Annotated in this window: 20 protein-coding genes; 13 read left to right on the top strand and 7 right to left on the bottom strand. The window is 33.5% G+C overall.

Translation table 11 applies throughout. The annotated features are described in order from the left end of the window. Positions 1–11: 11 nt before the first annotated feature. The gene (gene rnt / locus A9G36_RS06485) at positions 12–653 is read right to left on the bottom strand and encodes a ribonuclease T (RefSeq protein WP_034946413.1); all 642 of its coding nucleotides are present in this window, start codon (positions 651–653) and stop codon (positions 12–14) included. An 802-nt stretch (positions 654–1,455) separates the two neighbouring features. On the opposite strand from rnt, the gene A9G36_RS06480 reads away from it, so the two are divergent. The 7 genes from A9G36_RS06480 (at position 1,456) to cysZ (ending at position 8,193) form a co-directional block, all read left to right on the top strand. Beyond that, complete coding sequence (locus A9G36_RS06480; protein WP_034946410.1) at positions 1,456–2,214, top strand: Nif3-like dinuclear metal center hexameric protein; 759 nt, start codon at positions 1,456–1,458, stop codon at positions 2,212–2,214. Positions 2,215–2,309: 95 nt separating this feature from the next. Then, entirely contained in the window at positions 2,310–3,188 is an 879-nt protein-coding gene (gene dapA, locus A9G36_RS06475) for a 4-hydroxy-tetrahydrodipicolinate synthase (RefSeq protein WP_065585530.1), read from the top strand. Between the two features lie 36 nt (positions 3,189–3,224). Next, complete coding sequence (bamC, locus tag A9G36_RS06470; RefSeq protein WP_034946403.1) at positions 3,225–3,875, top strand: outer membrane protein assembly factor BamC; 651 nt, start codon at positions 3,225–3,227, stop codon at positions 3,873–3,875. A 302-nt stretch (positions 3,876–4,177) separates the two neighbouring features. Further along, complete coding sequence (gene purC / locus A9G36_RS06465; RefSeq protein ID WP_065569591.1) at positions 4,178–4,888, top strand: phosphoribosylaminoimidazolesuccinocarboxamide synthase; 711 nt, start codon at positions 4,178–4,180, stop codon at positions 4,886–4,888. Then, positions 4,888–5,343, top strand: coding sequence for a DUF441 domain-containing protein (locus A9G36_RS06460; RefSeq protein ID WP_065569590.1), 456 nt, complete (start codon positions 4,888–4,890; stop codon positions 5,341–5,343). The genes purC and A9G36_RS06460 overlap by 1 nt, the downstream gene beginning before the upstream one ends. Before the next feature lie 3 nt (positions 5,344–5,346). Continuing rightward, positions 5,347–7,272, top strand: coding sequence for a tRNA-binding protein (locus tag A9G36_RS06455; RefSeq protein WP_065585529.1), 1,926 nt, complete (start codon positions 5,347–5,349; stop codon positions 7,270–7,272). A gap of 126 nt (positions 7,273–7,398) precedes the next feature. Then, the gene (cysZ, locus tag A9G36_RS06450) at positions 7,399–8,193 is read left to right on the top strand and encodes a sulfate transporter CysZ (protein ID WP_034946993.1); all 795 of its coding nucleotides are present in this window, start codon (positions 7,399–7,401) and stop codon (positions 8,191–8,193) included. An 8-nt stretch (positions 8,194–8,201) separates the two neighbouring features. On the opposite strand, the gene A9G36_RS06445 is transcribed toward cysZ, so the two are convergent. From A9G36_RS06445 to A9G36_RS06435, 3 genes are all read right to left on the bottom strand, one after another. Beyond that, positions 8,202–8,387: a YpfN family protein gene (locus tag A9G36_RS06445; RefSeq protein WP_065569588.1), complete on the bottom strand. Its 186-nt coding sequence runs from the start codon at positions 8,385–8,387 to the stop codon at positions 8,202–8,204. Positions 8,388–8,527: 140 nt separating this feature from the next. Beyond that, positions 8,528–9,661, bottom strand: a complete 1,134-nt coding sequence (gene dapE, locus A9G36_RS06440; protein ID WP_065585528.1) for a succinyl-diaminopimelate desuccinylase — start codon at positions 9,659–9,661, stop codon at positions 8,528–8,530. Positions 9,662–9,674: 13 nt separating this feature from the next. Continuing rightward, positions 9,675–10,031 carry an ArsC family reductase gene (locus A9G36_RS06435; RefSeq protein ID WP_065569587.1) on the bottom strand — a complete coding sequence of 119 codons (357 nt, stop codon included), beginning with the start codon at positions 10,029–10,031 and terminating at the stop codon, positions 9,675–9,677. A 399-nt stretch (positions 10,032–10,430) separates the two neighbouring features. On the opposite strand from A9G36_RS06435, the gene A9G36_RS06430 reads away from it, so the two are divergent. The 5 genes from A9G36_RS06430 (at position 10,431) to tkt (ending at position 16,765) form a co-directional block, all read left to right on the top strand. Next, on the top strand, positions 10,431–10,673 hold the full coding sequence (locus tag A9G36_RS06430) for a FeoA family protein (protein WP_065569586.1): 243 nt from the start codon (positions 10,431–10,433) through the stop codon (positions 10,671–10,673). Next, a complete protein-coding gene (gene feoB / locus A9G36_RS06425; RefSeq protein WP_065585527.1) occupies positions 10,670–12,994 on the top strand; it encodes a Fe(2+) transporter permease subunit FeoB in 2,325 nt (774 codons plus the stop codon). Before A9G36_RS06430 ends, feoB begins: the two co-directional genes overlap by 4 nt. A 71-nt stretch (positions 12,995–13,065) precedes the next feature. Further along, on the top strand, positions 13,066–13,302 hold the full coding sequence (locus tag A9G36_RS10505) for a FeoC-like transcriptional regulator (protein ID WP_065569584.1): 237 nt from the start codon (positions 13,066–13,068) through the stop codon (positions 13,300–13,302). A 365-nt stretch (positions 13,303–13,667) separates the two neighbouring features. Then, positions 13,668–14,618 (top strand): transaldolase, encoded by a 951-nt coding sequence (tal, locus tag A9G36_RS06415; protein ID WP_065585526.1) that lies wholly within the window; start codon positions 13,668–13,670, stop codon positions 14,616–14,618. A 140-nt stretch (positions 14,619–14,758) separates the two neighbouring features. Then, the gene (gene tkt, locus A9G36_RS06410; protein ID WP_065585525.1) at positions 14,759–16,765 is read left to right on the top strand and encodes a transketolase; all 2,007 of its coding nucleotides are present in this window, start codon (positions 14,759–14,761) and stop codon (positions 16,763–16,765) included. Positions 16,766–16,835: 70 nt separating this feature from the next. Here the strand turns inward: tkt and A9G36_RS06405 are convergent, their stop codons facing one another. From A9G36_RS06405 to A9G36_RS06395, 3 genes are all read right to left on the bottom strand, one after another. Next, complete coding sequence (locus A9G36_RS06405) at positions 16,836–18,224, bottom strand: MATE family efflux transporter (RefSeq protein ID WP_065585524.1); 1,389 nt, start codon at positions 18,222–18,224, stop codon at positions 16,836–16,838. A gap of 8 nt (positions 18,225–18,232) precedes the next feature. Further along, positions 18,233–19,549: a 30S ribosomal protein S12 methylthiotransferase RimO gene (gene rimO, locus A9G36_RS06400; RefSeq protein WP_065585523.1), complete on the bottom strand. Its 1,317-nt coding sequence runs from the start codon at positions 19,547–19,549 to the stop codon at positions 18,233–18,235. Between the two features lie 332 nt (positions 19,550–19,881). Further along, positions 19,882–20,808, bottom strand: coding sequence for an ABC transporter substrate-binding protein (locus tag A9G36_RS06395; RefSeq protein WP_065585522.1), 927 nt, complete (start codon positions 20,806–20,808; stop codon positions 19,882–19,884). Between the two features lie 167 nt (positions 20,809–20,975). Here A9G36_RS06395 and A9G36_RS06390 point away from each other — a divergent pair, with 167 nt between their 5' ends. Then, on the top strand, positions 20,976–22,946 hold the full coding sequence (locus tag A9G36_RS06390; protein WP_065585521.1) for a TonB-dependent receptor domain-containing protein: 1,971 nt from the start codon (positions 20,976–20,978) through the stop codon (positions 22,944–22,946). Positions 22,947–23,388 lie beyond the last annotated feature (442 nt).

Below are 23,388 nucleotides of genomic sequence, written 5' to 3'. Positions count from 1 at the left end.
TTTTTTGACAATCACTTATTATCTAAAAAGGTAAGTGGCCAGCCACCTAATCGTTTAAAACGATTCACAATTTCACAAAATAAAATTGCTGTTTTTTCGGTATCATATAGTGCTGAATGTGCTTGTTTATGATCAAACGGGATTTTTGCAATTTCACAAGCTTTTGCTAATACGGTTTGACCAAATACTAATCCACTTAACGCTGCAGTATCAAAAGTTGCAAAAGGGTGGAAGGGGTTACGTTTAATGTCAGTACGCTCTGCTGCAGCCATCAAAAAGCTGTGATCGAAATGAGCATTGTGTGCCACAATGACTGCGCGCGAGCAGTCATTAATTTTTATGCCTGTTCTTACCATTTTAAAAATCTTTTCTAAAACAATTTTTTCATCAACAGCTCCGCGCAATGGATTTGTAGGGTCTATGCCATTAAATGCTAGTGCACTAGGCTCTAAAATTGCATTCTCAAACGGTTTTACATTAAATTGTATTTTTTCGTCTGGATTAAGCCAGCCGTCTTTGTCCATCTTCAAGGTAACAGCTGCTATTTCAAGAACAGCATTGAGCTTAGGGTTGAATCCCGATGTCTCTATATCAATCACAACTGGATAAAAACCGCGAAACCGTTCGCATAATCTAGCATTTGGCACAATAATCTTCTTATCTATCTAAAATGAAACTCATTATGCCAGTTTTTAAATGATTCGCCTAGTTCTACCTTTGACAATTAAAACTTAAGCATTAATTTTTTACTTAATTTAATTTTATAGTAATTTTTGCTTGGGATTTTTAAGCTTTCTAATCTACTTTTGATTAATACGTTTAGAATGTTAGCTGTACATTTTAAATGTAATTCATGTTTTGTAATATTTCTTTAGCCAAATCGAGTCGATATCAGGGGGGAATATTTGTAATTGAATAGAAAATTAGTATTAATCTTATTAAGTTCTTAACATATGAATAGCGAAAAAAATAGCGATAATTATCCTTAATTTAACTCTTAGAATGATACAATCTCATCTTCCCTCATGATTATATCATTCTACTAACTAAGTTAAAAAAATTGCTTGATTATAGCTATAAATCTTATCTTGTTTTTTGTTAATTAATTAAATTTTTAAGGCAAATAGAATAAATAAAGCAAAGAGCTTAAATGTGTTTAATAATCTAGTTTGGTAACTACGTTACATGACAAATTGCACATATAAAATATGTAAATGAGATAAAAATTAAAAGTGATTATAATTTTGATTAAGTAAAAGGTCGCCGATTAATTTTTCTAATTATACTAAAAGTTAACAAAATTAAATAAATTTAAAAATATTCCTTATTGATAAATTATGATATTACTATGTAATAAGTTAAAATAAAAAAAGAGCTATGTTATAAAAAATAATAAATGCATCATAAAATTGGAAAATACATAATCAAGACAGCACAATAAAAAGTGGGGAAAAAGTGCAAAATATTGAACTTCAACACATTATTGATAATAAATTGCAAGTTTCACGTTTTCGTGACTATGCCCCTAATGGTTTGCAGGTTCAGGGTCGTTGTGAAATAAAAAGAATTGTTACAGGTGTTACTGCCTGTCAATTATTATTGGATAAAGCAGTTGAGCTACAAGCCGATGCAGTGTTAGTTCATCATGGTTATTTTTGGAAAAATGAGCCTCAGACCATAACAGGCATTAAATACCAACGTATTAAAACGTTATTATTGAATGATATAAATTTGTTTGGTTACCATCTTCCTTTAGATGCGCATGATGTTTTAGGCAATAATATTCAACTTGCGGAATTATTAAATATAGAGGTTGATAAGCGTGAAGATATGACCAATCTTCTTTTTAAAGGTACGCTAAAAAAACCATTGTCTGCACTTGAGTTTAAGGAAAAACTTGAACAATTGTTGCACAATAAACAGCGTTCAGTATTATTTTGTGGTGATAATGCACCGCAAATAATAAAACGTGTTGCTTGGTGTAGTGGAGGAGGACAAGATTTTATTGAATCTGCTGCTGAACAGGAGGTTGATGCATTTTTTACTGGTGAAGTGTCAGAAAGAACAATTCATATTGCTCGTGAATATGGTATTAATTTTTATGCGGCTGGGCATCATGCTACTGAGCGCTATGGTATTAAAAAATTAGGGGAATGGTTGTCTATACATTATGACTTAGAAGTTATTTTTATCGATATTGATAATCCAGCATAACAAAAGTTGAATTTATACAAGAAATATCGCATACTTACGCGTAGATTTTTTATTCTTTAAGTCATTTGAAAATAAATAATATGAGAGGTCATTTTATGTTTACAGGAAGTCTGGTCGCACTTGTCACTCCAATGGATAACAAAGGAAACATAGACCATGTAAGCTTAAGAAAATTGGTTGAATATCATATTGCTAATGGAACCTCAGCTATTATTTCCGTCGGAACAACAGGCGAATCGGCAACGCTTGATTATCAAGAACATATCGATGTAATTAAACGAACAATTGATTATGCAGATGGGAGAATTAATGTCATTGCAGGAACAGGTGCTAATGCAACCAAAGAAGCTATTGAGTTAACTCGTCGCGTTGAAAACATTGGTGTTATTGGGTGTTTAACTGTCGCGCCATATTATAATAAACCTACTCAAGAAGGGATGTACCAACACTTCAAAGCTATTGCTGAAAATACTGCATTGCCTCAAATTCTTTACAATGTGCCAGGTCGTACTAGTAGCGACCTTAAGCCTGAAACAGTTGGGCGATTATCGAAAATTAAAAATATTGTAGCACTAAAAGATGCAACTGGTGATTTGTCTAGAGTATATAAAACGCGAAAGTTAGTGGGCAATGAGTTTATATTATTAAGTGGTGATGATTCAACTTTTGTCGATTTTATGATTTTAGGCGGTAACGGCGTTATTTCTGTTACTGCTAATGTTGCAGCTAAACAAGTTGCAAAAATTTGTCAACTAGTTGTCAATAACCAAATTCAGGAAGCCCGTGCGCTAAACGATTCATTATTAGCGTTACATAATAACTTATTTATTGAACCAAACCCAACACCGGTAAAATGGGCTTGTGCTAAATTAGGTTTAATAGATACAGCTACAATCCGTTTACCATTAATATCGCTGACAGATACTTCTATTCCAGCGGTTGAAAAAGCTTTAAATGATGCCAATTTATTGTAATTTATTTTATAACCTTTAATTTATAAGCAGATATCTATGTTGAATAAAACCAGATTTAAAAGCAACACCATAAAAAAAACAGTCATTTTGACAGCTATTGCCTCGCTATTCTTAGCTGGGTGCGGTAGCGATCAAAGTTATAGAAAAGAAGTTGAAGGAAATGATGATTATTTAAATTCACCAGAATTGAAACCTTTGATTGTTCCACAAGGTGTAACAATTCCTACTGAAACGAACGATTTTTATATTTACCGTACGAATACTGAAGGTGCTATTGGTAAACAAGTTGATATTCGCCCTCCTACTATTCCAATTTCAACCATTCCAAATTCTTCTGTTTCTTATCATCATGATGTGGTGACTTTAAATGTACCGGCAAATAGTAATGTATGGGAATTTATTCCAAATTCGCTAACGAAAAGAAATATTGGTATTGTTAATAATGACAGTAAATCCATTATCACTGCGAGCACTTTTGTTTTCCCAAATGATAAAGATCAGGCTATTCAAGCTTCGTTTATCATTCAGCGACAAAAATCTTATGGTGATTTCGAAAATATCACATTTGGTTTGAAAACACTGACACGAGGAGAAGAAGATCTATCAACCGATCCGATTGAAATTCAACGATACATAGTACGTTTATTTAATATGATAATGGATGATGCGGTATCTGAATCTTCTTGAACTATTTCAGTAAGCATAAATGAATAAGGTAAAAGTAATAAGACTGCTGCTGAGAATCAAAGGGAAACCAAGATATTAAACTCAATCTCCTTAAAGTAAAAGTATACTGTTAGTGTTAAAATTTAACTTATTATTTAGTAAAGGAAAATATAATTATTTTGCTGCTATAAAACGTAAAAATGTTATTATTCAAGCTGACTAATAAAATTAGTGAGAGTAATAATAACACTATGTTTTAAATCTTAGGAGAGAATAGCGCTTTAATTAATTATTTATTTGTCATTTGATATAAGGTTATAAGCATGAAAAAATTGGCTGAACTTTATCGCGGTAAAGCAAAAACTGTTTATACAACGGATAATCCTGAACTGTTGATACTTGAATTTCGTAACGATACTTCAGCATTTGATGGTTTACGTATTGAGCAGTTAGATAGAAAAGGGATGATTAATAATAAATTTAATTATTTTATTATGACAACATTACGTGAAGCAGGTATCCCGACTCAAGTAGAAGCCTTATTATCAGACAATGAAGTAATCGTTAAAAAACTTGATATGGTGCCAGTTGAATGTGTTGTTCGCAATCGAGCTGCTGGATCATTGGTTAAACGCTTGGGCGTTAAAGAGGGGCAAATTCTTAATCCACCAACTTTTGAATTATTTCTAAAAGATGATGCATTACATGATCCAATGGTTAATGATTCGTACTGTAAAACTTTTAATTGGGTGAGTGATGAACAGTTAGTAAAAATGAAGGAGCTTAGCTTTAAGATTAATCATATTCTGACGGAACTGTTTGATAGATCAGGTTTTATATTGGTTGATTATAAGCTTGAATTTGGATTGTTCAAAGGTGAAGTTACATTAGGTGATGAGTTTTCACCAGATGGTTGCCGTCTATGGGAAAAAGAAACCCTTAAGAAAATGGATAAAGATCGTTTTCGCCAGGATTTAGGTGGTGTCATTGAAGCTTATGAAGAAGTAGCGAAACGAATTGGTGTTCAATTATAATGTTTGCTCAATTTGATATATCCTTTTTTCTTCTATTAGGTTTAGCAGCACTGTGTTATTTAACGCATAACAATACAGTTACGTTTGCTGTTATTTTATTATTGTTGTTCAAATTAACTCCACTTGCTGCTTATTTTCCTTTCTTAAATAAATATGGCTTAACTGTTGGGATTGTGATTTTAACAGCTGCAATGATGGTACCTCTTGCTGATGGTTCTTTGAAAGTCATAGATATTTTAAGATCATTTACTACATTGCAATCGCTCTTAGCGATTTTGGTTGGTATCCTTGTATCTTGGCTTGGAACGCGAGGTATAGCACTTATTGGGGCACACCCAACTATAATTAATGGACTAATTATAGGGACATTATTTGGTGTAGCTTTTTTCAAAGGCATTCCTGTAGGACCATTGATTGCAGCTGGGCTATTATCATTGTTGATTGGAAAAAGCTAGTTTATGCATGATCCTAATAGCACAAGAAAGCTATGGGTACTACGTGGTGTAGCGGCTAAGTTATTTGATCAAGTAAGTGTTACTATTAGCCAGCATTTAGGTGATTGGATTATCGTTACGGAACAGACAAATTTACCTGATTCTCTTATTAATGTTATTTTGCCCAATAAAACAAAAAAATTATTAGGACAGCAATATCTTCATGCTATCTTTGATGCAACTCAAGGTTTTAATCTTGATGCCTTTGCCATGTTAGCTGGAACTTTGATCAAAGGTAGTGTTCTTATATTATTTTTGCCAGAAAATTTTTCTACTTGGCAAGATCAAGATAGTTTACGTTGGAATGAAAAACCTTATCCCATACAAGTTCCTAATTTTGTTACTCATTTGGAGCAAACATTAAATGAATTTATTCCGTTTCCTAATTATCAATTCCCACAACCTCATGGTTCAACTTGCAATTTAGTGGAACAACAAACTATACTCAACAAGTTGTTAAAAAGTGATAAAACTATTAAAGTCCTTATTGCGAAAAGAGGGCGCGGTAAATCAGCGTTAGCTGGGCAATTTACTCATTTTAAAGATTGCTTAGTGACAGCGCCAAATAAGAATGCGTTAACTACATTTTTTCAATTTGCAAAAGGTGATATCCCCTTTTATGCGCCAGATGAATTAATAGCATCTACGATTGATAATTTCCCTAATTACCTTATTATTGATGAAGCAGCAATGATACCTTTGCCAATATTGGAAAAGTTACTGCAGTTAGCTATTTATAAAAATAGTCATATATTATTAACGACAACGGTAGAAGGCTATGAAGGTACAGGGCAAGGTTTCATATTAAAACTACTTAAAAATTACTCCTGTGAGTTTTTTTCTCTTAATATGCCTATTCGTTGGTGTGATAATGATGAGCTTGAATCTTTTACTGATCACTTATTGCTAAATGGTTTATTTCCAGTAGCGTTGCAGCCGTTACCTATTCAACAACCAATGAATTATTCTATTGTTAACCGTGATGATATCATTTCGTTAAAGCAGATTTTTTACTTATTAAAAGATGCACATTATCAAACGACTTTAGTTGATTTAAGGCGTATTTTTGATGCCCAAAATTTAGCGGTGTGGCAGGTAAAAATAGGCAATAACTTTATTGCTGCGGCAATCACAATTAATGAGGGTAATTTGTCAGATGAATTAATTGATGATATTTGGAAAGGTGTACGCCGACCAAAAGGTAATTTAGTTGCTCAATCGCTAGTAGCACATGCAGGTAACAAACAAGCCGCTAAATTAATGTCGGTTCGAATTAATCGAATAGCCGTAATCGAATCTTATCGCCGACAACATATTGCTCACCAATTGATTCAGAATATTTTAGAAGATGCGATAAAATATGGTAAAGATTATTTATCGGTTAGCTTTGCCTACCATCATGAAACTTCCCGGTTTTGGTCTATGTTAGGTTTTATGATTGTGCATGTTTGTAGCCATAAAGAAGCCAGTAGCGGTAGTTATTCAATCATGGCGATAAAACCGATTACAACAGAAGGCTATAATTTGGCCTACAGCATGAATAAAAGGTTACGACGTAACATTTACTGGTTAAAAAATATTATTGATTTGCCGTTCGATAATCTATTATTAGCCGATTCTGACCAACATTTATCTACTCAAGATCTAGAGGAATTGCAAGGATTCTGTCACTATCATCGATCTTATGAGGCAACTTATGCTGCTTTGTGCCGATTAAATCTTTACAACGACAAACAAAGTAATTTAGGCAAACTACCAGTATTAGCAATGTTACTGCTAAATAAAAAATGTGAAGCTTTAGTCATTCAACAATTTAATTTGACTGGGCGAAAAGCGTTAATACAGACAATTAAACAAGAAGTAAAGCAATGGTTAGATAATTATTTTTAAAATTTATTATATAATATCAATGTAAAATATTAATAATTATCATTGCTGGCTTGCCTATTAGGAACTTAAAATAATCATATTTAATAGTTAAAAGGAATAGTTGTGATTCAAAATAACTTAGATAAGATAAGACAATTTAAACATTCAAATACGGCACGTAATAAGCCAAAAAGCGGTTTTGAATACTTTATTCAAGGTTGGGCTTTAGCATTTAGTCCAGGAATCAGACGTTTCATATTTCTACCGTTATTGGCTAATATTGTCATAATGTCAGCCCTATTTTATTGGTTTTTTTCCGAGATTACGGGAATGATTGATTGGGGATTATCTTTTGTTCCTAGCTGGCTTCATTGGCTTGGCTATATTATTAGCTTTATCGTTATTTTAACATTGGTGATCTTATTTTGTTATTTCTTTAGCACAGTTGCTAATATTATAGCGGCACCATTTAATGGGTTACTTGCTGAGCAAGTTGAAGCCAAATTAACGGGAACACCTGCTCCAGATACTTCTTGGATAAATTTAATAAAAGATTTACCTAGAATATTCAGTCGCGAAATACAAAAGTTAATTAATTACTTGTTATGGGCTATTCCTATTTTATTAACTTACTTTATTCCTGTTATTGGGCAAAGCATAACTCCTATTATTTGGTTTTTATTTACTGCTTGGCAAATTAATATTCAATATGCAGATTATCCATTTGATAATCATAAAATAACCTTTCATCGTATGCGTGAATTACTAAAACAAGATAAAATTGATAATATAATATATGGCATATTAGTAAGTTTGTTCACGGTAGCTCCGGTGTTAAATTTGATTATTATGCCAATTGCGGTTTGCGGATCAACAGCAATGTGGGTTGATCGTTATCGCCATCAGGCTCTTTTTTCAAGCAATAGCAATGATTTTCGTTGAAATCGAAATTAATTCTTTTTAGGGGTAGGTGGCCAATCATCATCGTCATCATCTTGATAAGGGATAGGCTTTGTCCCTTTCTTTTTATCCAAATAACTTTTAAAATTAAGTTTGTTTAGTGCTTTTATAGTATTGATAAAAACGCCAAAAAGAACAATAAGAATTATCCACCAATAAATTTTAAGCCACTCCATTCTATTTCTCCAATAAATCATTTTAACTAATGTACTCGATTTTTTATTTTATTGGTCGCTAACCGACACATCAACACATTTATCAAAAGCACTAAAATTAAAAGCGTTCTCACTTCTAAATAATATATTTTCTTTCAATCTTATAATAACTTTTCAAGGATTCTTTGGTAAATTTTTTTTAATGTTATAATATCTTGGCAACTGGCATTTTCATTAACTTTATGAATCGTTTTATTTAGCACCCCAAGTTCGATTATTTGGCATCCCATTTTGGCAATAAAACGCCCATCTGAAGTTCCACCAGTAGTTGATAATTGAGCATCAATACCAGTAAATTCTTTTATTGCATTTATAGTAGCATTAGTCAACTCGCCTTGTGGCGTTAAAAATGGATGTCCGGATAATCGCCAATTGAGTTTATATTTTAAATTATGCTTTTGTAAGATATTTTCAACACGTGATTTAATCATTTCATCGGTAAGTTCGCTACTATAACGAAAGTTAAATTGTACCGTCAAATCACCAGGTATGACATTTTCTGCACCTGTTCCACCATTGATATTTGCCACTTGCATGACAGTTTTAGGAAAATATTTATTACCATTATCCCAACTTGTTGAAATAAGTTCATTCAAAGCGGGAGCAAATCGATGTACCGGATTATCTGCAAGATGAGGATAAGCAACATGGCCTTGGATTCCATGAATCACCAGATTAGCAGTTAGTGAACCACGGCGCCCGTTTTTAATTTGATCGCCTAATATTGCATTGCAAGAAGGTTCTCCTACAATACAGAAATCAACACGTTCTTGGCGTTTCATGAGTAAATCGACAACTTTTCTTGTACCATCGGTTGCATCAGCTTCTTCATCAGAGGTAATTAAAAATGCTACACGCCCTGTATGGTTAGGGTTGTTTTTTACAAAATCTTCTGCGGCACAAATCATCGCAGCGATACCACTTTTCATGTCTGATGCGCCACGACCATAAAGTACTCCATTTTCATTAATGGTTGGTTCAAAAGGTGGGTATTGCCATTTGCTTTCATCACCAACAGGGACCACGTCGGTATGTCCTGCAAACATAATTGTTTTGTCTGTTGGATTGCCGTGATAAGCCCACAAATTTTTTGTATTACCAATATTTACTGTCTCAATATTAAAACCTAGTGGTTTTAATCGCTCAATAAGTATTTTTTGACAATTTTTATCATCAGGGCTTATTGATTTTTCGGCAATTAGCTCTTTAGTTAAATTAATCACAGGTTCAATCATGGCAATCTCGATTTTAATTAGATAGGTTAATAAATTGGGTGTAACTTTCTTCTGAAAATCCAACTAAAGCACGTTTACCATTAATGAGTAAAGGACGTTTTAAAATTGAAGGGTTTTCTAACATGAGTTGTTTGGCTACTTGTTCATTATTAATTCGAATACGAATCGATTCATCAAGTTTTCGCCAAGTGGTCCCACGGGTATTGAGTAAATTTTGCCAATCAATTAGTTGAAGAAAAGAGTGCAATAGTTCGGATGAAAGCCCGTCTGTTTTGTAATTATGAAACTGATAATTAATGTGGTGTTCATCAAGCCAAGTAAAAGCTTTTTTCATTGTATTACAATTTTTAATACCATAAATAATATACATAAATCACAACCTAAAGAAAATAATGAAAATGAATTATAACAGTTAACTGTTTATATCACCAATTAAGTCTGATTAATATTAAATCAATTCCTAATAGGTATTAACATTTAGTAATGTACAAACAGAACATGTTGATTATCTTCATTAAGCTAAAGTATTCCAAAGTTTAAGAATCTAATGATTATTGAAAATGGCATTTAAACAAGGATGCAATTTAAAACCAATGTTATACCAATTATTGACAATGAATGTTCTTTAAAAAAAATTATTTGTTGTGTTTTTCTAATTTTTTATTGTGGAATTGCGAATAATTCGCATTTTAAAACTAAAAATAATGGCTATTTTTTTTTAAAATATGAACTACAAATTACATATGAATAGCAATACATAGGAACCTTAATGTCATTTTATACTCTTAACCACCTTCCCTTAGGGCGCGAGGCGGTTATATCAAGGTTATTACCTAATTCATCGCCTTTTCGTCGAAAATTACTTGCAATGGGAATCATTCCTGGTTGCAAAGTTTCAGTTGTGCGAATCGCACCTTTAGGCGATCCAATTGAAATTAAAATGCGAGGATTTTTACTTTGTCTACGTCGTAATGAAGCTTCATCGATAGAAGTGTTGGAGATAAAAACATGAAGGTAGCATTAATTGGTAATCCAAACTGTGGGAAAACAACCTTATTTAATTTACTTACCGGTGCTAAACAGCGTGTTGGTAATTGGCCTGGTGTGACTGTCGAGCAAAAAATGGGAATATTTGATTATCAGAATATCCAATATGACATTATTGACTTGCCGGGCACTTATTCAATTGAAACTGATCCTATGTCAGTTTCTCAAGATGAATTGATCACACGTGAATTTGTATTAGCCCAAAGTGATAGTGTTATTATCAATATCATTGATGCCACTAACTTACAACGCAGTTTATACCTAACTTTTCAATTGCTTGATCTACAATTGCCGATGATTTTAGTACTTAATATGATCGATGCTGTTGAGACAATGGGAGAAATTATCAATATTGATAAGCTATCACAATTACTTGGTTGTCCAATAGTGGCTGTTTCAGCAACTAAAAAAATAGGATTGAATTTACTTTACCAGCAGATTGAAAAGATAGGAAAAAATAAAAGTATTGCAATGCCATCTATAGATTCATTAGGTAACAATCAACAAGCTATTATTACTCGATATATTGATGAATTACCAAAAGATAGTGTGTTAAGATGTTTTAATCGTTGGCAAATTATCGATGCATTATTAGATGATTCAAATTATGATTTAACTGATGAAGAACATGAAAAACTCAATGCATGTCGGTTATTACTTGCAACATGGTGTGATAATGAAATAGATGTAGCATTAGCAAGTGCCCGTTATGACACTATTGATTTGGTTTGTAAAAAAGTAATTGATAAACCACGAGAGCTAAGTACCAGCTTTACCGAAAAGCTAGACAAATTTGCTCTAGGTCGAATTACTGGAATTCCATTCTTTTTGTTTGTTATGTATGTCATGTTCATCATTGCTATTAATTTTGGTTCTGTATTTATTGATTTTTTTGATATATTTTGCGAAACCATTTTTGTTAATGGCTCTGCACAGTTATTGCAATCATTAAATGCCCCCAATTGGTTAATAATTATTTTAGCTAAAGGAATTGGAACCGGAATTCAAACTGTTTCGACGTTTATTCCTGTTATTGGAACTATGTTCTTTTTTCTTTCTTTTTTAGAAGATTCCGGCTATCTTGCACGAGCCGCAATGGTAGTTGATCGCGGTATGCGATGTATTGGTTTACCAGGTAAAGCGTTTGTACCTATGTTACTAGGCTTTGGTTGTGGTGTGCCAGCTATAATGGGGACAAGAACGCTAGAAAGTACACGTGATCGAATTATGGCAATTTGCATGATTCCTTTTATGTCATGTGGTGCTCGGTTACCTGTTTATGCCTTATTTGCTGTTATATTTTTTCCACATCATGCTTCAACGGTGGTATTTGCTTTATATATGCTAGGCATTATGGTGGCAATAATTACTGGTTTTGTATTAAAACTTACCTTATTAACAGGAAAAATAACACCTTTTATTATGGAAATGCCCGTTTATCGCATTCCAACATTGAAAAGCTTATTAAGTTTAACTTGGCAACGCTTAAAAAGTTTCATATTCAGAGCAGGTAAAGCTATTGTAGTTATGATAACAATTTTAAGTATACTAAACTCATGGGGAAAAGATGGTTCATTTGGTCATGAAAATTCAAATAATTCAGTTCTTTCTGCTGTTAGCCAAACAATGATACCTGTTTTTGAGCCAATGGGAATCACTAAAGAAAATTGGCCAGCTACGGTAGGGATATTTACGGGAATATTTGCCAAAGAATCGGTTATTGCTACTTTAAATTCACTTTATTCAATGAGTGGAAATATTGATAAAAATAAAAATGTTAGTTTGTCGGAAGGTATTTTAAATGCTTTGGGGAAAATTCCTGAAAATTTAGTTAGCTTATCAGATGCAGTTTTAGATCCATTAGGACTAGCAACCGTTGATGAGAATATCGATTCCTTAAAATTAAATTTATCTATAGATTCAACGGCAATTTCGCAAATTAAAACCTCATTTGTGAATTCATCTGCTGCGATGGCGTATTTAATTTTTATTTTACTTTATACACCTTGTGCCGCCGCATTAGGTGCTGTTTATCGTGAAGCAGGTTTAAAGTGGATGACATTTGTTGCTATATGGACATTTGTAATTGGTTGGATAGCAGCTACGGTCTATTACCAATGTACTTTATTAGAGAATTCTCATTCAGCCATCTTTTGGTTGACTGGTTGTGGTGGGGTTATGATTAGTATGATTATTTTTATGCGGTTACTTGGTCGTTATTTTCCATGCAAATTCAATGTTATCCCGAAAACAATAGTAAATAAAAAATCAACTGGCTGCCACTAATCAGTCCATTTTTTACTACAAAATTATAAAGGAGAAAAGGTAGGAATTTTCCTACCCTTTAATTATTTAAGATGCTAATAACTTCAATTCGTGACTATGTGCAATTAAAAGGGCGCGTTGAATTACATAATATATCAAATCACTTTCGATTACCTGAAAGTGCCGTCGAACAGATGCTCGTTTTCTGGATTAAAAAAGGAAAGATTCAACAAATAATTTTAAAGTCAGAACAGTTATGTAAAACAAATCAATGTAGTTCATGCTTAAGTTGTCATTTAAAGCCTAAATTTGTTTATGTTTGGATTTAAAAGATTTATATATTTTTGCTAATTGGAACAATAAGTTGATAAAATAAAAAAATATAGATGAACATTTTATCTGCTTTTTATGTTGTTATTTGTTGTTTAAAATATTGCTTTCATTATGCAAATAAAGTTAATTTCGTGATTTTCATCACATTAAAAATGTGATTTATATTATAAAAATAGTATACCCTAAAATAAAGCCTTAATAACAGAATTCAAAATAACCAAGGTATAACAGTTTTAGCTATTTTGTTTCAATTAACATTCAATACATAGCTTTAGAATGGCTATCAACAAAGTCGTTTTATTATTGGATAAATGTTATTATAGTCTTTTTGCAAACTAATGCTGTTGAGGATAAAAGAAGTATGAGTCAATTAGAAAATTTTAAGAAATTAACCGTTGTTGTCGCCGATACGGGTGATATTGATTCAATTAAGCAGTTTTCTCCTGAGGATGCCACAACAAACCCTTCTCTTGTATTAAAAGCAGCTCAGCTTCCCCAATATCGTTATCTAATTGATTCGGCGGTTGACTCGGCTAAAAAACTAGGTGGTAACAAAGAACAGCAATTAGTTAATGCATGTGATCAAGTTGCTGTTAATATTGGTGCTGAGATTTTAAAAACTGTTCCAGGTAGAATTTCTACTGAAGTTGATGCTCGTTTGTCTTTTGATAAACAAGGATGTATTGAAAAAGCACGTAAAATTATTGCGCTTTATAAAGAAAAGGATATTGATACGTCGCGTATTTTAATTAAAATTGCTTCAACATGGGAAGGTATTAAAGCGGCTGAGGTTCTTGAAAAAGAAGGTATTAATTGTAATTTGACATTATTGTTTTCGTTTGCGCAGGCGCGTGCATGTGCTGAAGCAAATGTCTTTTTAATTTCGCCTTTTGTAGGGCGCATTTATGATTGGTATCAAACTAAAAAACCTATTGATCCTTATAATGCAGATGAAGATCCAGGCGTTATTTCTGTTCGCAATATCTTTAATTATTATAAACAACATGGTTACAAAACTATTGTGATGGGCGCAAGTTTCCGTAAAGTTGATCAGATTTTGGCGTTAGCCGGGTGTGATAGATTAACTATTGCACCTAATTTACTTGCCGAAATGCAACAATCAAATGAGCCAGTTGTGCAAAAACTCAATCCAAATCAAGCAGTGATTGATCGTCCTGCACCAATGACTGAAGCTGAATTTAGATGGAAACACAATAGCGATGCCATGGCAGTTGAAAAATTAGCCGAAGGGATTCGTGCATTTGCTGTTGATCAAGTTAAATTAGAAAATATGATAGGTGCTTTCTTATAAAGCGTTTTTACAAAATGGGGAGCTAACTCCCCATTTTTATTCTGTTTATTTCTTCGTTAAGGTCATTAGGGAATTAATAAACCTACTTAATTTGTAAATACTAACGATTATTTACTCAAATATTTTTTGGAGAATATAAAATGAATGCAACCACACTATCTCACCGCGAACTGGCGAATGCGATAAGGGCATTAAGCATGGATGGAGTGCAAAAAGCAAAATCTGGGCATCCTGGTGCACCTATGGGAATGGCGGATATGTCTGAAGTGCTTTGGCGTGGCTTTTTAAAACACAATCCAACGAATCCTAATTGGGCTGATCGTGACCGTTTTGTGTTATCAAATGGTCATGCCTCTATGTTGATTTATAGCCTGTTACATTTAACTGGTTATAACGTGACTATCGATGATTTGAAAAACTTTCGTCAGTTGCATTCAAAAACCGCAGGTCATCCCGAATATGGTCATGTACCTGGTGTTGAAACTACAACGGGTCCGTTAGGTCAAGGTATTGCTAATGCTGTAGGTATGGCTATTGCAGAAAGAACGTTAGCGGCACAATTTAATAAACCAAGTCATACTATTGTTGATCACCATACTTATGTGTTTATGGGGGATGGTTGTATGATGGAAGGTATCTCGCACGAAGTGTGTTCTTTAGCGGGTACCCTAAAATTAGGTAAACTTATCGCATTTTATGATGATAATGGTATTTCGATCGATGGTGAAGTAGAAGGTTGGTTTACTGATGATACCGCAAAGCGATTTGAAGCTTATGGTTGGCATGTTATTGGTGGTATTGATGGCCATGATGCCAAAGCCCTTAAAGAAGCAATCGAGCAAGCTCAAGCCGTAACCGATAAACCATCTTTATTAATGTGTAAAACGGTAATTGGTTTTGGCTCACCAAATAAAGCAGGTAGCCATGAAAGTCATGGTGCACCTTTAGGTGATACTGAAATTGAAGCAACTCGGAAATCATTAGGTTGGAATTATCCTGCTTTTGATATTCCTAAAGATTATTACGATGCTTGGGATGCTAGAGCAAAAGGCAAACAACGCGAAGATGAATGGAATGCTCGTTTTGACGCTTATGCTAAGGCTTATCCTGATTTAGCTAAAGAATTTAAACGTCGCATTAATAATGATTTGCCAGTTGATTGGTCAAAAATTGCTAATGATGTAGTCAATAAACTACAAGCAAACCCAGCAACAATTGCCACTCGTAAAGCATCACAAAATGCAATCGAAGCTTTTGCTCCTGTATTACCTGAGTTTTTAGGAGGTTCGGCAGATTTAGCACCAAGTAACTTAACCATGTGGTCAGGTTCTAAAGAAATTTTAGCTAATGCTGATGGTAACTATATCCATTATGGTGTGCGAGAATTTGGTATGTCAGCAATCATCAACGGTATTGCCTTACATGGTGGATTTATTCCTTATGGTGCAACATTTTTAATGTTTATGGAGTACGCGCGCAATGCCGTTCGTATGGCTGCATTAATGAAAATTCGTTCTTTGTTTGTCTATACTCATGATTCAATTGGTTTGGGTGAAGACGGACCAACGCATCAACCAGTCGAGCAAATGGCGAGTTTACGGATGACACCAAATGTTAGCACTTGGCGTCCTTGCGACCAAGTTGAGTCAGCAATTGCATGGCAATATGCTATTGAACGTAAAGATGGTCCAACGGCATTAATCTTCTCAAGACAAAACCTTAAACAACAAGAGCGTACTACCCATCAGCTCGCTGATGTTTATCGTGGGGGGTATATCTTAAATGATTGTACTGGTACACCTGAGCTGATTATTATCGCTACAGGTTCAGAAGTTGAGCTTGCCGTTGAAGCTTATCAACAATTGACTCAAGCAGGTAAGAAAGTGCGTGTAGTGTCAATGCCATCAACCGATGCGTTTGATAAACAAGATCAGGATTATAAAGAGTCAGTATTGCCATCGTCAGTCACAGCTCGTCTTGCCATTGAGGCGGGTATTAGCGATTATTGGTATAAATATGTGGGTTTTAATGGCAAAGTAATTGGTATGACCAACTTTGGTGAATCAGGACCTGCGGATCAATTATTCAAAGAGTTTGGTTTCACGGTTGAAAATGTGCTTATACAAGCAAATAGCTTATTGAAATAATAAAAGAAAAACGCCATCATTTGAGCTTTTGATGGCGTTTTTGCTGTATAAAAATAAACGATTAAACTATTTACCTTGATGCGCGCTTTAAGATGATCTTAGAGGGCTGTTTTTGTATGAAGATCATTCTTGCAATTAGCAAGAGTGCTGCAACAGCAAGCCCTGAAATAATACCTATCCAAAAGCCTGCTGCACCAATTGGTTCTATGATTAGATCGGTTAATCCTAGAATATAGCCAACAGGCAATCCAACTCCCCAATAAGAAAGAAGTGTGATAAAAAAGATGCTTTTAGTATCTTTATAACCTCGAAGCACATTACTGGCTACCACTTGTAAATAGTCAGACGCTTGATAGATAGCGAGTAAAATAATAAGCTGCATACAAATAGCAATTACAGCATTTTCTTTTGTAAATATTGTAATGATTGGTGAACTAAAAATAACTAAAATCAGTGCAACTATAATAGCGATTGCTAAGGATATGGCTAAACTGATGTAAGCGGTTTGTTTTGCCAATGTTGGTTTTTTATTACCCAGTAAATAACCAACGCGAATACTGGTAGCTACTCCTAGCGATAATGGAATGGCAAAGGTTAAACTACTAATAGTAAATATAATTTGATGTGCAGCAACGGTTATTTGCCCTAATGGTGCAATTAATAGTGCAATTACTGCAAATAAGCTCATTTCAAAGAAATAAGCTAAAGCAAGCGGCATACCAAGCACGATGATTTTTTTTATAATACTAATATCAACCAGTTTTATTACTGATGTTTTGCATATATCACGCTGGCTTGCTGCAGTTAATGTATATAAGCGTATTAAAATAAACATTAACCAAAATATTATTGCAGCGGTAATCCCGCATCCTGCACCTCCAAAAGCGGGAAGACCTAGTTTCCCATAGATTAAAACATAATTAATGGGAATGTTAGCAAGTAGGGCAATAAATATAATCACCATTGCAGGTTTAGTGTTTGATAAACCTTCACATTGATTGCGGTAAACTAAAAATAGCAAGAAAGCTGGTACACCCCACATTATGGCACGTAAAAATTTGACTGCCACGTCCATCATTTCTGGATCAATAGGGTGATCGTTCGAGCTTCTTAAGTTTATTATTAGGTCGGAATGATATAGAAGTAACATCATAAGCATTGATAATACCAATGCGATGACAACGCCTTGGCGGGTATGATCGGCAACTAGGTTTCGTTTAGCTGCACCATTTAGATTTGAAATAATTGGTGTTAAAACGGTGAGTAAACCTTGTCCAAATAAGATGGTAGGTAACCATATCGAGACAGCAATGGCAACTCCAGAAAGTGCCGTTTTACTATAATTGCCTGCCATAATGGTATCAACAAAGGTGATCGCAGTTTGTGATATTTGCGCGATAAGCACTGGAACTGCCAATTTAACCAGATTTTTTACTTCGTGTTTATAATGTTGTTTCATGGTGTTAATTAACGTTTAACCGTTCCCCATAGATCGTACTCATCGGAATGCTCAATGTTAACCTGAACAATATCACCTACATTAACTTGGTTTTCTTCGTTTAGATAAACAACGCCATCAATTTCTGGGGCGTCAGCCATGCTACGACCTATTGTACCTTCTTCATCAATTTCGTCAACAATAACATCTAATGTTTTGCCAATTTTTGCTTGTAATTTTTGCGTTGAGATTTTTTGCTGTAATTGCATAAAGCGATCAAAACGTTCTTGTTTAATTGTTTCTGGAATTTGATTAGCAAGTTTATTGGCTTCAGCGCCTTCTATGGGGCTGTATGGAAAACAGCCAACACGATCTAGCTGTGCTTGCGACAAAAAGTTGAGCAGTAATTCAAAATCTTGTTCTGTTTCGCCGGGATAACCAACAATAAAGGTTGAACGTAACGTGATATCAGGACAGATTTCTCTCCATTTATGGATACGTTCTAAGGTTCTTTCAATGGTTCCAGGCCGTTTCATTGATTTTAAAATTGTTGGACTTGCGTGTTGTAATGGTACATCCAAATAAGGCAAGATTTTACCATCTGCCATTAATGGAATTAGATTATCGACACTTGGATAAGGATACATATAATGCAATCTGACCCAAATTCCCAAACTTGATAATTGTTCGCAAAGCGTTTGAATATCAGTTTTTAATGGCATTCCATTCCAGAAACTGGTCCTGTTTTTGATATCAACGCCGTAAGCTGAAGTGTCTTGTGCAATAACTAATAATTCCTTAACACCACTGTCGGCTAGTCGTTTTGCTTCATCAAGTACGTTACCAATAGGGCGACTAATCATTTTACCTCGTAATGATGGAATAATGCAAAATGTACAACTATGGTTACAACCTTCAGAAATTTTTAGGTAAGCAAAATGTTTTGGTGTTAGTTTTATACCTTGTTGGGGAATTAGACTGGTAAATGGATTATAAGCAGGTTTTGGTGCATATTTATTAACATGATTTAGTACTGCTTCATAGCTGTGTGGGCCAGATATTTCAAGTACTTTTGGGTGTACAGTCCTAATTTGATCTTCTTTGGCACCAAGGCATCCGGTTACAATGACTTTGCCGTTTTCATTAAGAGCTTCGCCGATTGCTTCTAGAGATTCTTGCACTGCACTGTCAATAAATCCACAAGTGTTTACAATGACCAGATCGGCATTTTCATAGCTAGGTACGACTTGATAACCTTGTGTGCGTAGTTCGGTTAAAATTCGTTCAGAGTCAACTAAATTTTTAGGACAGCCAAGGCTCACAAATCCAATTGTAGGAGGTAACATATTCATAGTATTTATAATAGCGTGTTATATTAAAGAGGTATTGTTTGAGAATTCAATAAACTATATTTGTTAATTATCATTTACAAATCAAAATAAAGTCGGCATTTTATCACATTTCCTCATAGTTGATATACCGATTTTCTAATTTCAAATTTACATTAACAATGCTTTGGCTTATCTATTAAGTATTAGTAATAACTCGGAAAGTAGTTCGTTTGAATAAAAAGAATTATTTATTGAGTATTTCTCAGATATTTATCAGCATAAAATAAAGCCTTTATTGACAATAAAGGCTTTTAAAAAATAGAAAGTTAACAATCAATCAAGTTATATTATTTTAATGCATTAATTATTTCGTCAATTTGACGATTTATACTTTCTGCACCACCGCCAGATAAATACCATAGATCAGGGGTTAGATAAACAACATGTGTTTTACTTTTGTCCAGCGCTTGCTGAGAGAAAAAATGTTCATTCATCCCTTGATTGCCAATTGCTTTACTTCGATCAACAACGAAGATAATATCAGGTTTGACTGATTTAATGTAATTATCATCAATAAAAATTGGTTTTGGTTTGCCTATTAAGTTATTTGCGGGCATAACGGTGAGTGGTACCGCTCGTTTAACATCTAGTACATCGTGAATCAATGCTGCGCTTGAGCTTGAATTGATAAGAATCATCTTTCCATTATTATGAATAGCAACAATAGCCTTTTTAGCACTGGCTTGAGCCAAGGCTTGTGCACTTTGAATTTTTTTATCTAATGCTTGAATAATATTATCCACTTTGCTTTCGGTTTCTGTAATTTTTGCTAGCACTTGAATATGATTTTTGGTTGATTCAACATAATTTTGGGCGTTTACACTTAAATTAATGACTGGTGCAATTTTAGATAGATCTTCAGTTTTACTAGCTTGGCGTCCATCAATAATAATTAAATCTGGCTTAACTTGTCTGATTGCATCAATATTAGGGTCTTTCATATTGCCGGTATCGGTAATTGATGTTTTGTTAAATTGTTGCAAATAAGATGGGATAACTGATAGTGGAGTTGCTACAACTATCGAACCTTTACCTAACGCATCTAAAGTATCTAATGCCCCATAGTTCATGACAACAACTTTTTCGGGCGATTTAGGAACTTGTACCGTTTGGTTGTTGGCAGTTACACTCATTGTTGTTGTTGATTGGCATCCGGCTAAGCCTAATATAATTGATACAATACTACTTAATAGTAGCTTTTTCTTTCTAGTCATAATTATTCCCTTATTTTATTAAATGATAATTATTATCATTTAATAATTGTCATTTGTCTAGTAAAAATCATTTACATAAAAGATATTGATAATTATTCTCAATTATTGTAATGTTCATAAAAGCATTTTTCGGTGAAATAGCATTATAAATAATAGGGTTATATAAAATGAGTAATATCAAAAATTTAAAATTGGCTATATTTTCCATTCAAACAGGTTTTTTATTTTCATTATCGCCTTCGGTTTTAGCAGCGGCTAATACAGAAATGGATACCATGGTAGTAACAGCTTCAGGGTTTTCTCAACAGATCAAGGAAGCGCCTGCAACTATTTCGGTTATTACACCGCAAGAGTTGAGTAACAAATCTTATCGTGATGTCACAGATGCATTAAAAGATATTCCTGGATTAAATATCACCGGTGGTGGTGATTCTACTGATATTAGTATTCGTGGCATGGATGCCAAATATACTCTAATATTAGTTGATGGAAAAAAGGTTAGTACCCGCGAAACAAGACCAAATAGTGATAATTCAGGATTTGAACAAGGATGGTTACCTCCATTAACGGCGATTGAACGTATTGAGGTGGTTCGCGGTCCTATGTCATCGTTATATGGTTCTGATGCGATGGGAGGGGTTGTTAATATTATTACCAAAAAAGTGTCAAATAAATGGCAAAGTGGTATACGTTTAGAATCGGTTATTCCTTATCGTTCAAAAGAAAAAGATACATATACTGGTAGTTTTTCTACCATGGGACCGATTATTGATGATGTTTTAGGTATACAACTTTATGGACAGTATTCAAATCGTCATGAAGATAAATTTCTTAGTGGTCATGCTGGGCAAAAATTGCGTAGTTTAAATGGTAAATTATCTTTAAATGCTACAGATACACAAAAATTTGATCTCGATTTTGGAAGAGCTTTACAAAATAGTAATGCAACTGCAGGCAAAACAAGAGATAAATCTAGAAGTGATTTTAATAGAGATAATAGACGAAATACGTTTGCTTTAACACATAATGGTTTGTTTGGTGATGTTTCTACAACTTCATTTGTTTCTTATGAAGGAAATAATAATCCTAAAAGAAACATGAAGATCCGAAATACAGATGTAGATACTCGTGTTACTATTCCTTTTAGTATTAATATGCTTACTTTAGGTGGAAAATACAATTATCAAGAGTTGCATGACAAAGGAAATCAACTAAAAACGACATTATCTAAAATTGATCGTTGGAATTATGCGTTATTTGGAGAAGATGAATTACGTATTTTAGAAAATTGGAATTTAACATTCGGATTACGTTATAACAAAGATGAAAATTATGGTAGCAACTGGAATCCAAGAGTTTACAGTGTGTGGAATATTGATGATAACTTTACGTTAAAAGGCGGTTATTCTACAGGTTATGCTACACCACAATTACGTTATGTTGTGACGGATTGGGGGCAAGCCACTGGCGGCGGATATTCTGATGGTGTAATCATTGGAAATCCAGCTTTAAAACCAGAAAAAACAAATAATTTCGAAATTGGTATAGGTTATACTAATGATTATGGTATTGATGCTTCTGCAACTGCATTTTACACAAAATATAAAGACAAAATTCAATCATATTATATTTGTAATCGTAAAAAAGGAAGCAAGTGCTTATTGAATGGTTATAGTAAAAAGTTTGACTTTATACAGGGCCGTGAAAATGTAGGTAAAGCCGATCTTAAAGGTCTTGAGCTTTCATTCAAAACGCCTTTATTTACTGATTTCTTATTCACATCTAACTATTCTTGGACAAAAACAGAACAAAAAAGTGGCCAATTTAAAGGACGATCTTTAAATCGAACCCCTAAACAAAAATTCAATACTCAATTAGATTGGTATGTCACCCAACAATGGGATTTATGGACAAAAATGGCCTATTATGGCATGGAATCGTCTAATAACCGTGATGGCACAAAAGTTGAATATCCGGGCTATACTTTCTGGGACATCGGTGCATCTTATCAAGCACACAAACAAGCCAAGATTTATGCTGGTGTTTATAATCTATTTGATAAAAATGTAACTAACGATGATTTTGGTAAAACCTTAGAAGGTAGAAGATACTTTGTGGGGACTGAAATTAATTTTTAAATATTTTTTTGTCATCAAGAAACAGTGGTTAGTTATTTTTCTTGATGACAAAGTGCTTTTATTCTCATCAATATGACTAGATTTACTTTATTCCAATATGATCTTTTGATTCTGAAATCTTAGGTTAAATAAAAAAGATAAGTAAAAACTTAATAAGCTTTAAGTGGGAGAGAAAAGAAATTTTTGTTCATCTATATTTACAGTTTCTTTTCTCTATTGATCGCTTAATAACTTGTTAATTTAATATTTATAAATAAATATCTATTATAACTGACTATTCAAAAATAATTATTAATTTATTAACCATATTATTACAGCCTACCTATTAGTTCAAAATTAACACTAAAAATTAATAAAAATTTCGTATTTATTTGATAGTTTATTTCCATTAATTTTACATTGATAGATCGATTATCTTGATCAATAATACCGCCGGTTTTTC

The sequence above is a fragment of the Gilliamella sp. Choc6-1 genome (assembly GCF_001690385.1).
Lineage (GTDB): Bacteria > Pseudomonadota > Gammaproteobacteria > Enterobacterales > Orbaceae > Gilliamella > Gilliamella apicola_A.
The sequence above is the reverse complement of the archived record's forward strand: the minus strand, read 5'-3'. Positions and strand labels throughout refer to the sequence as shown.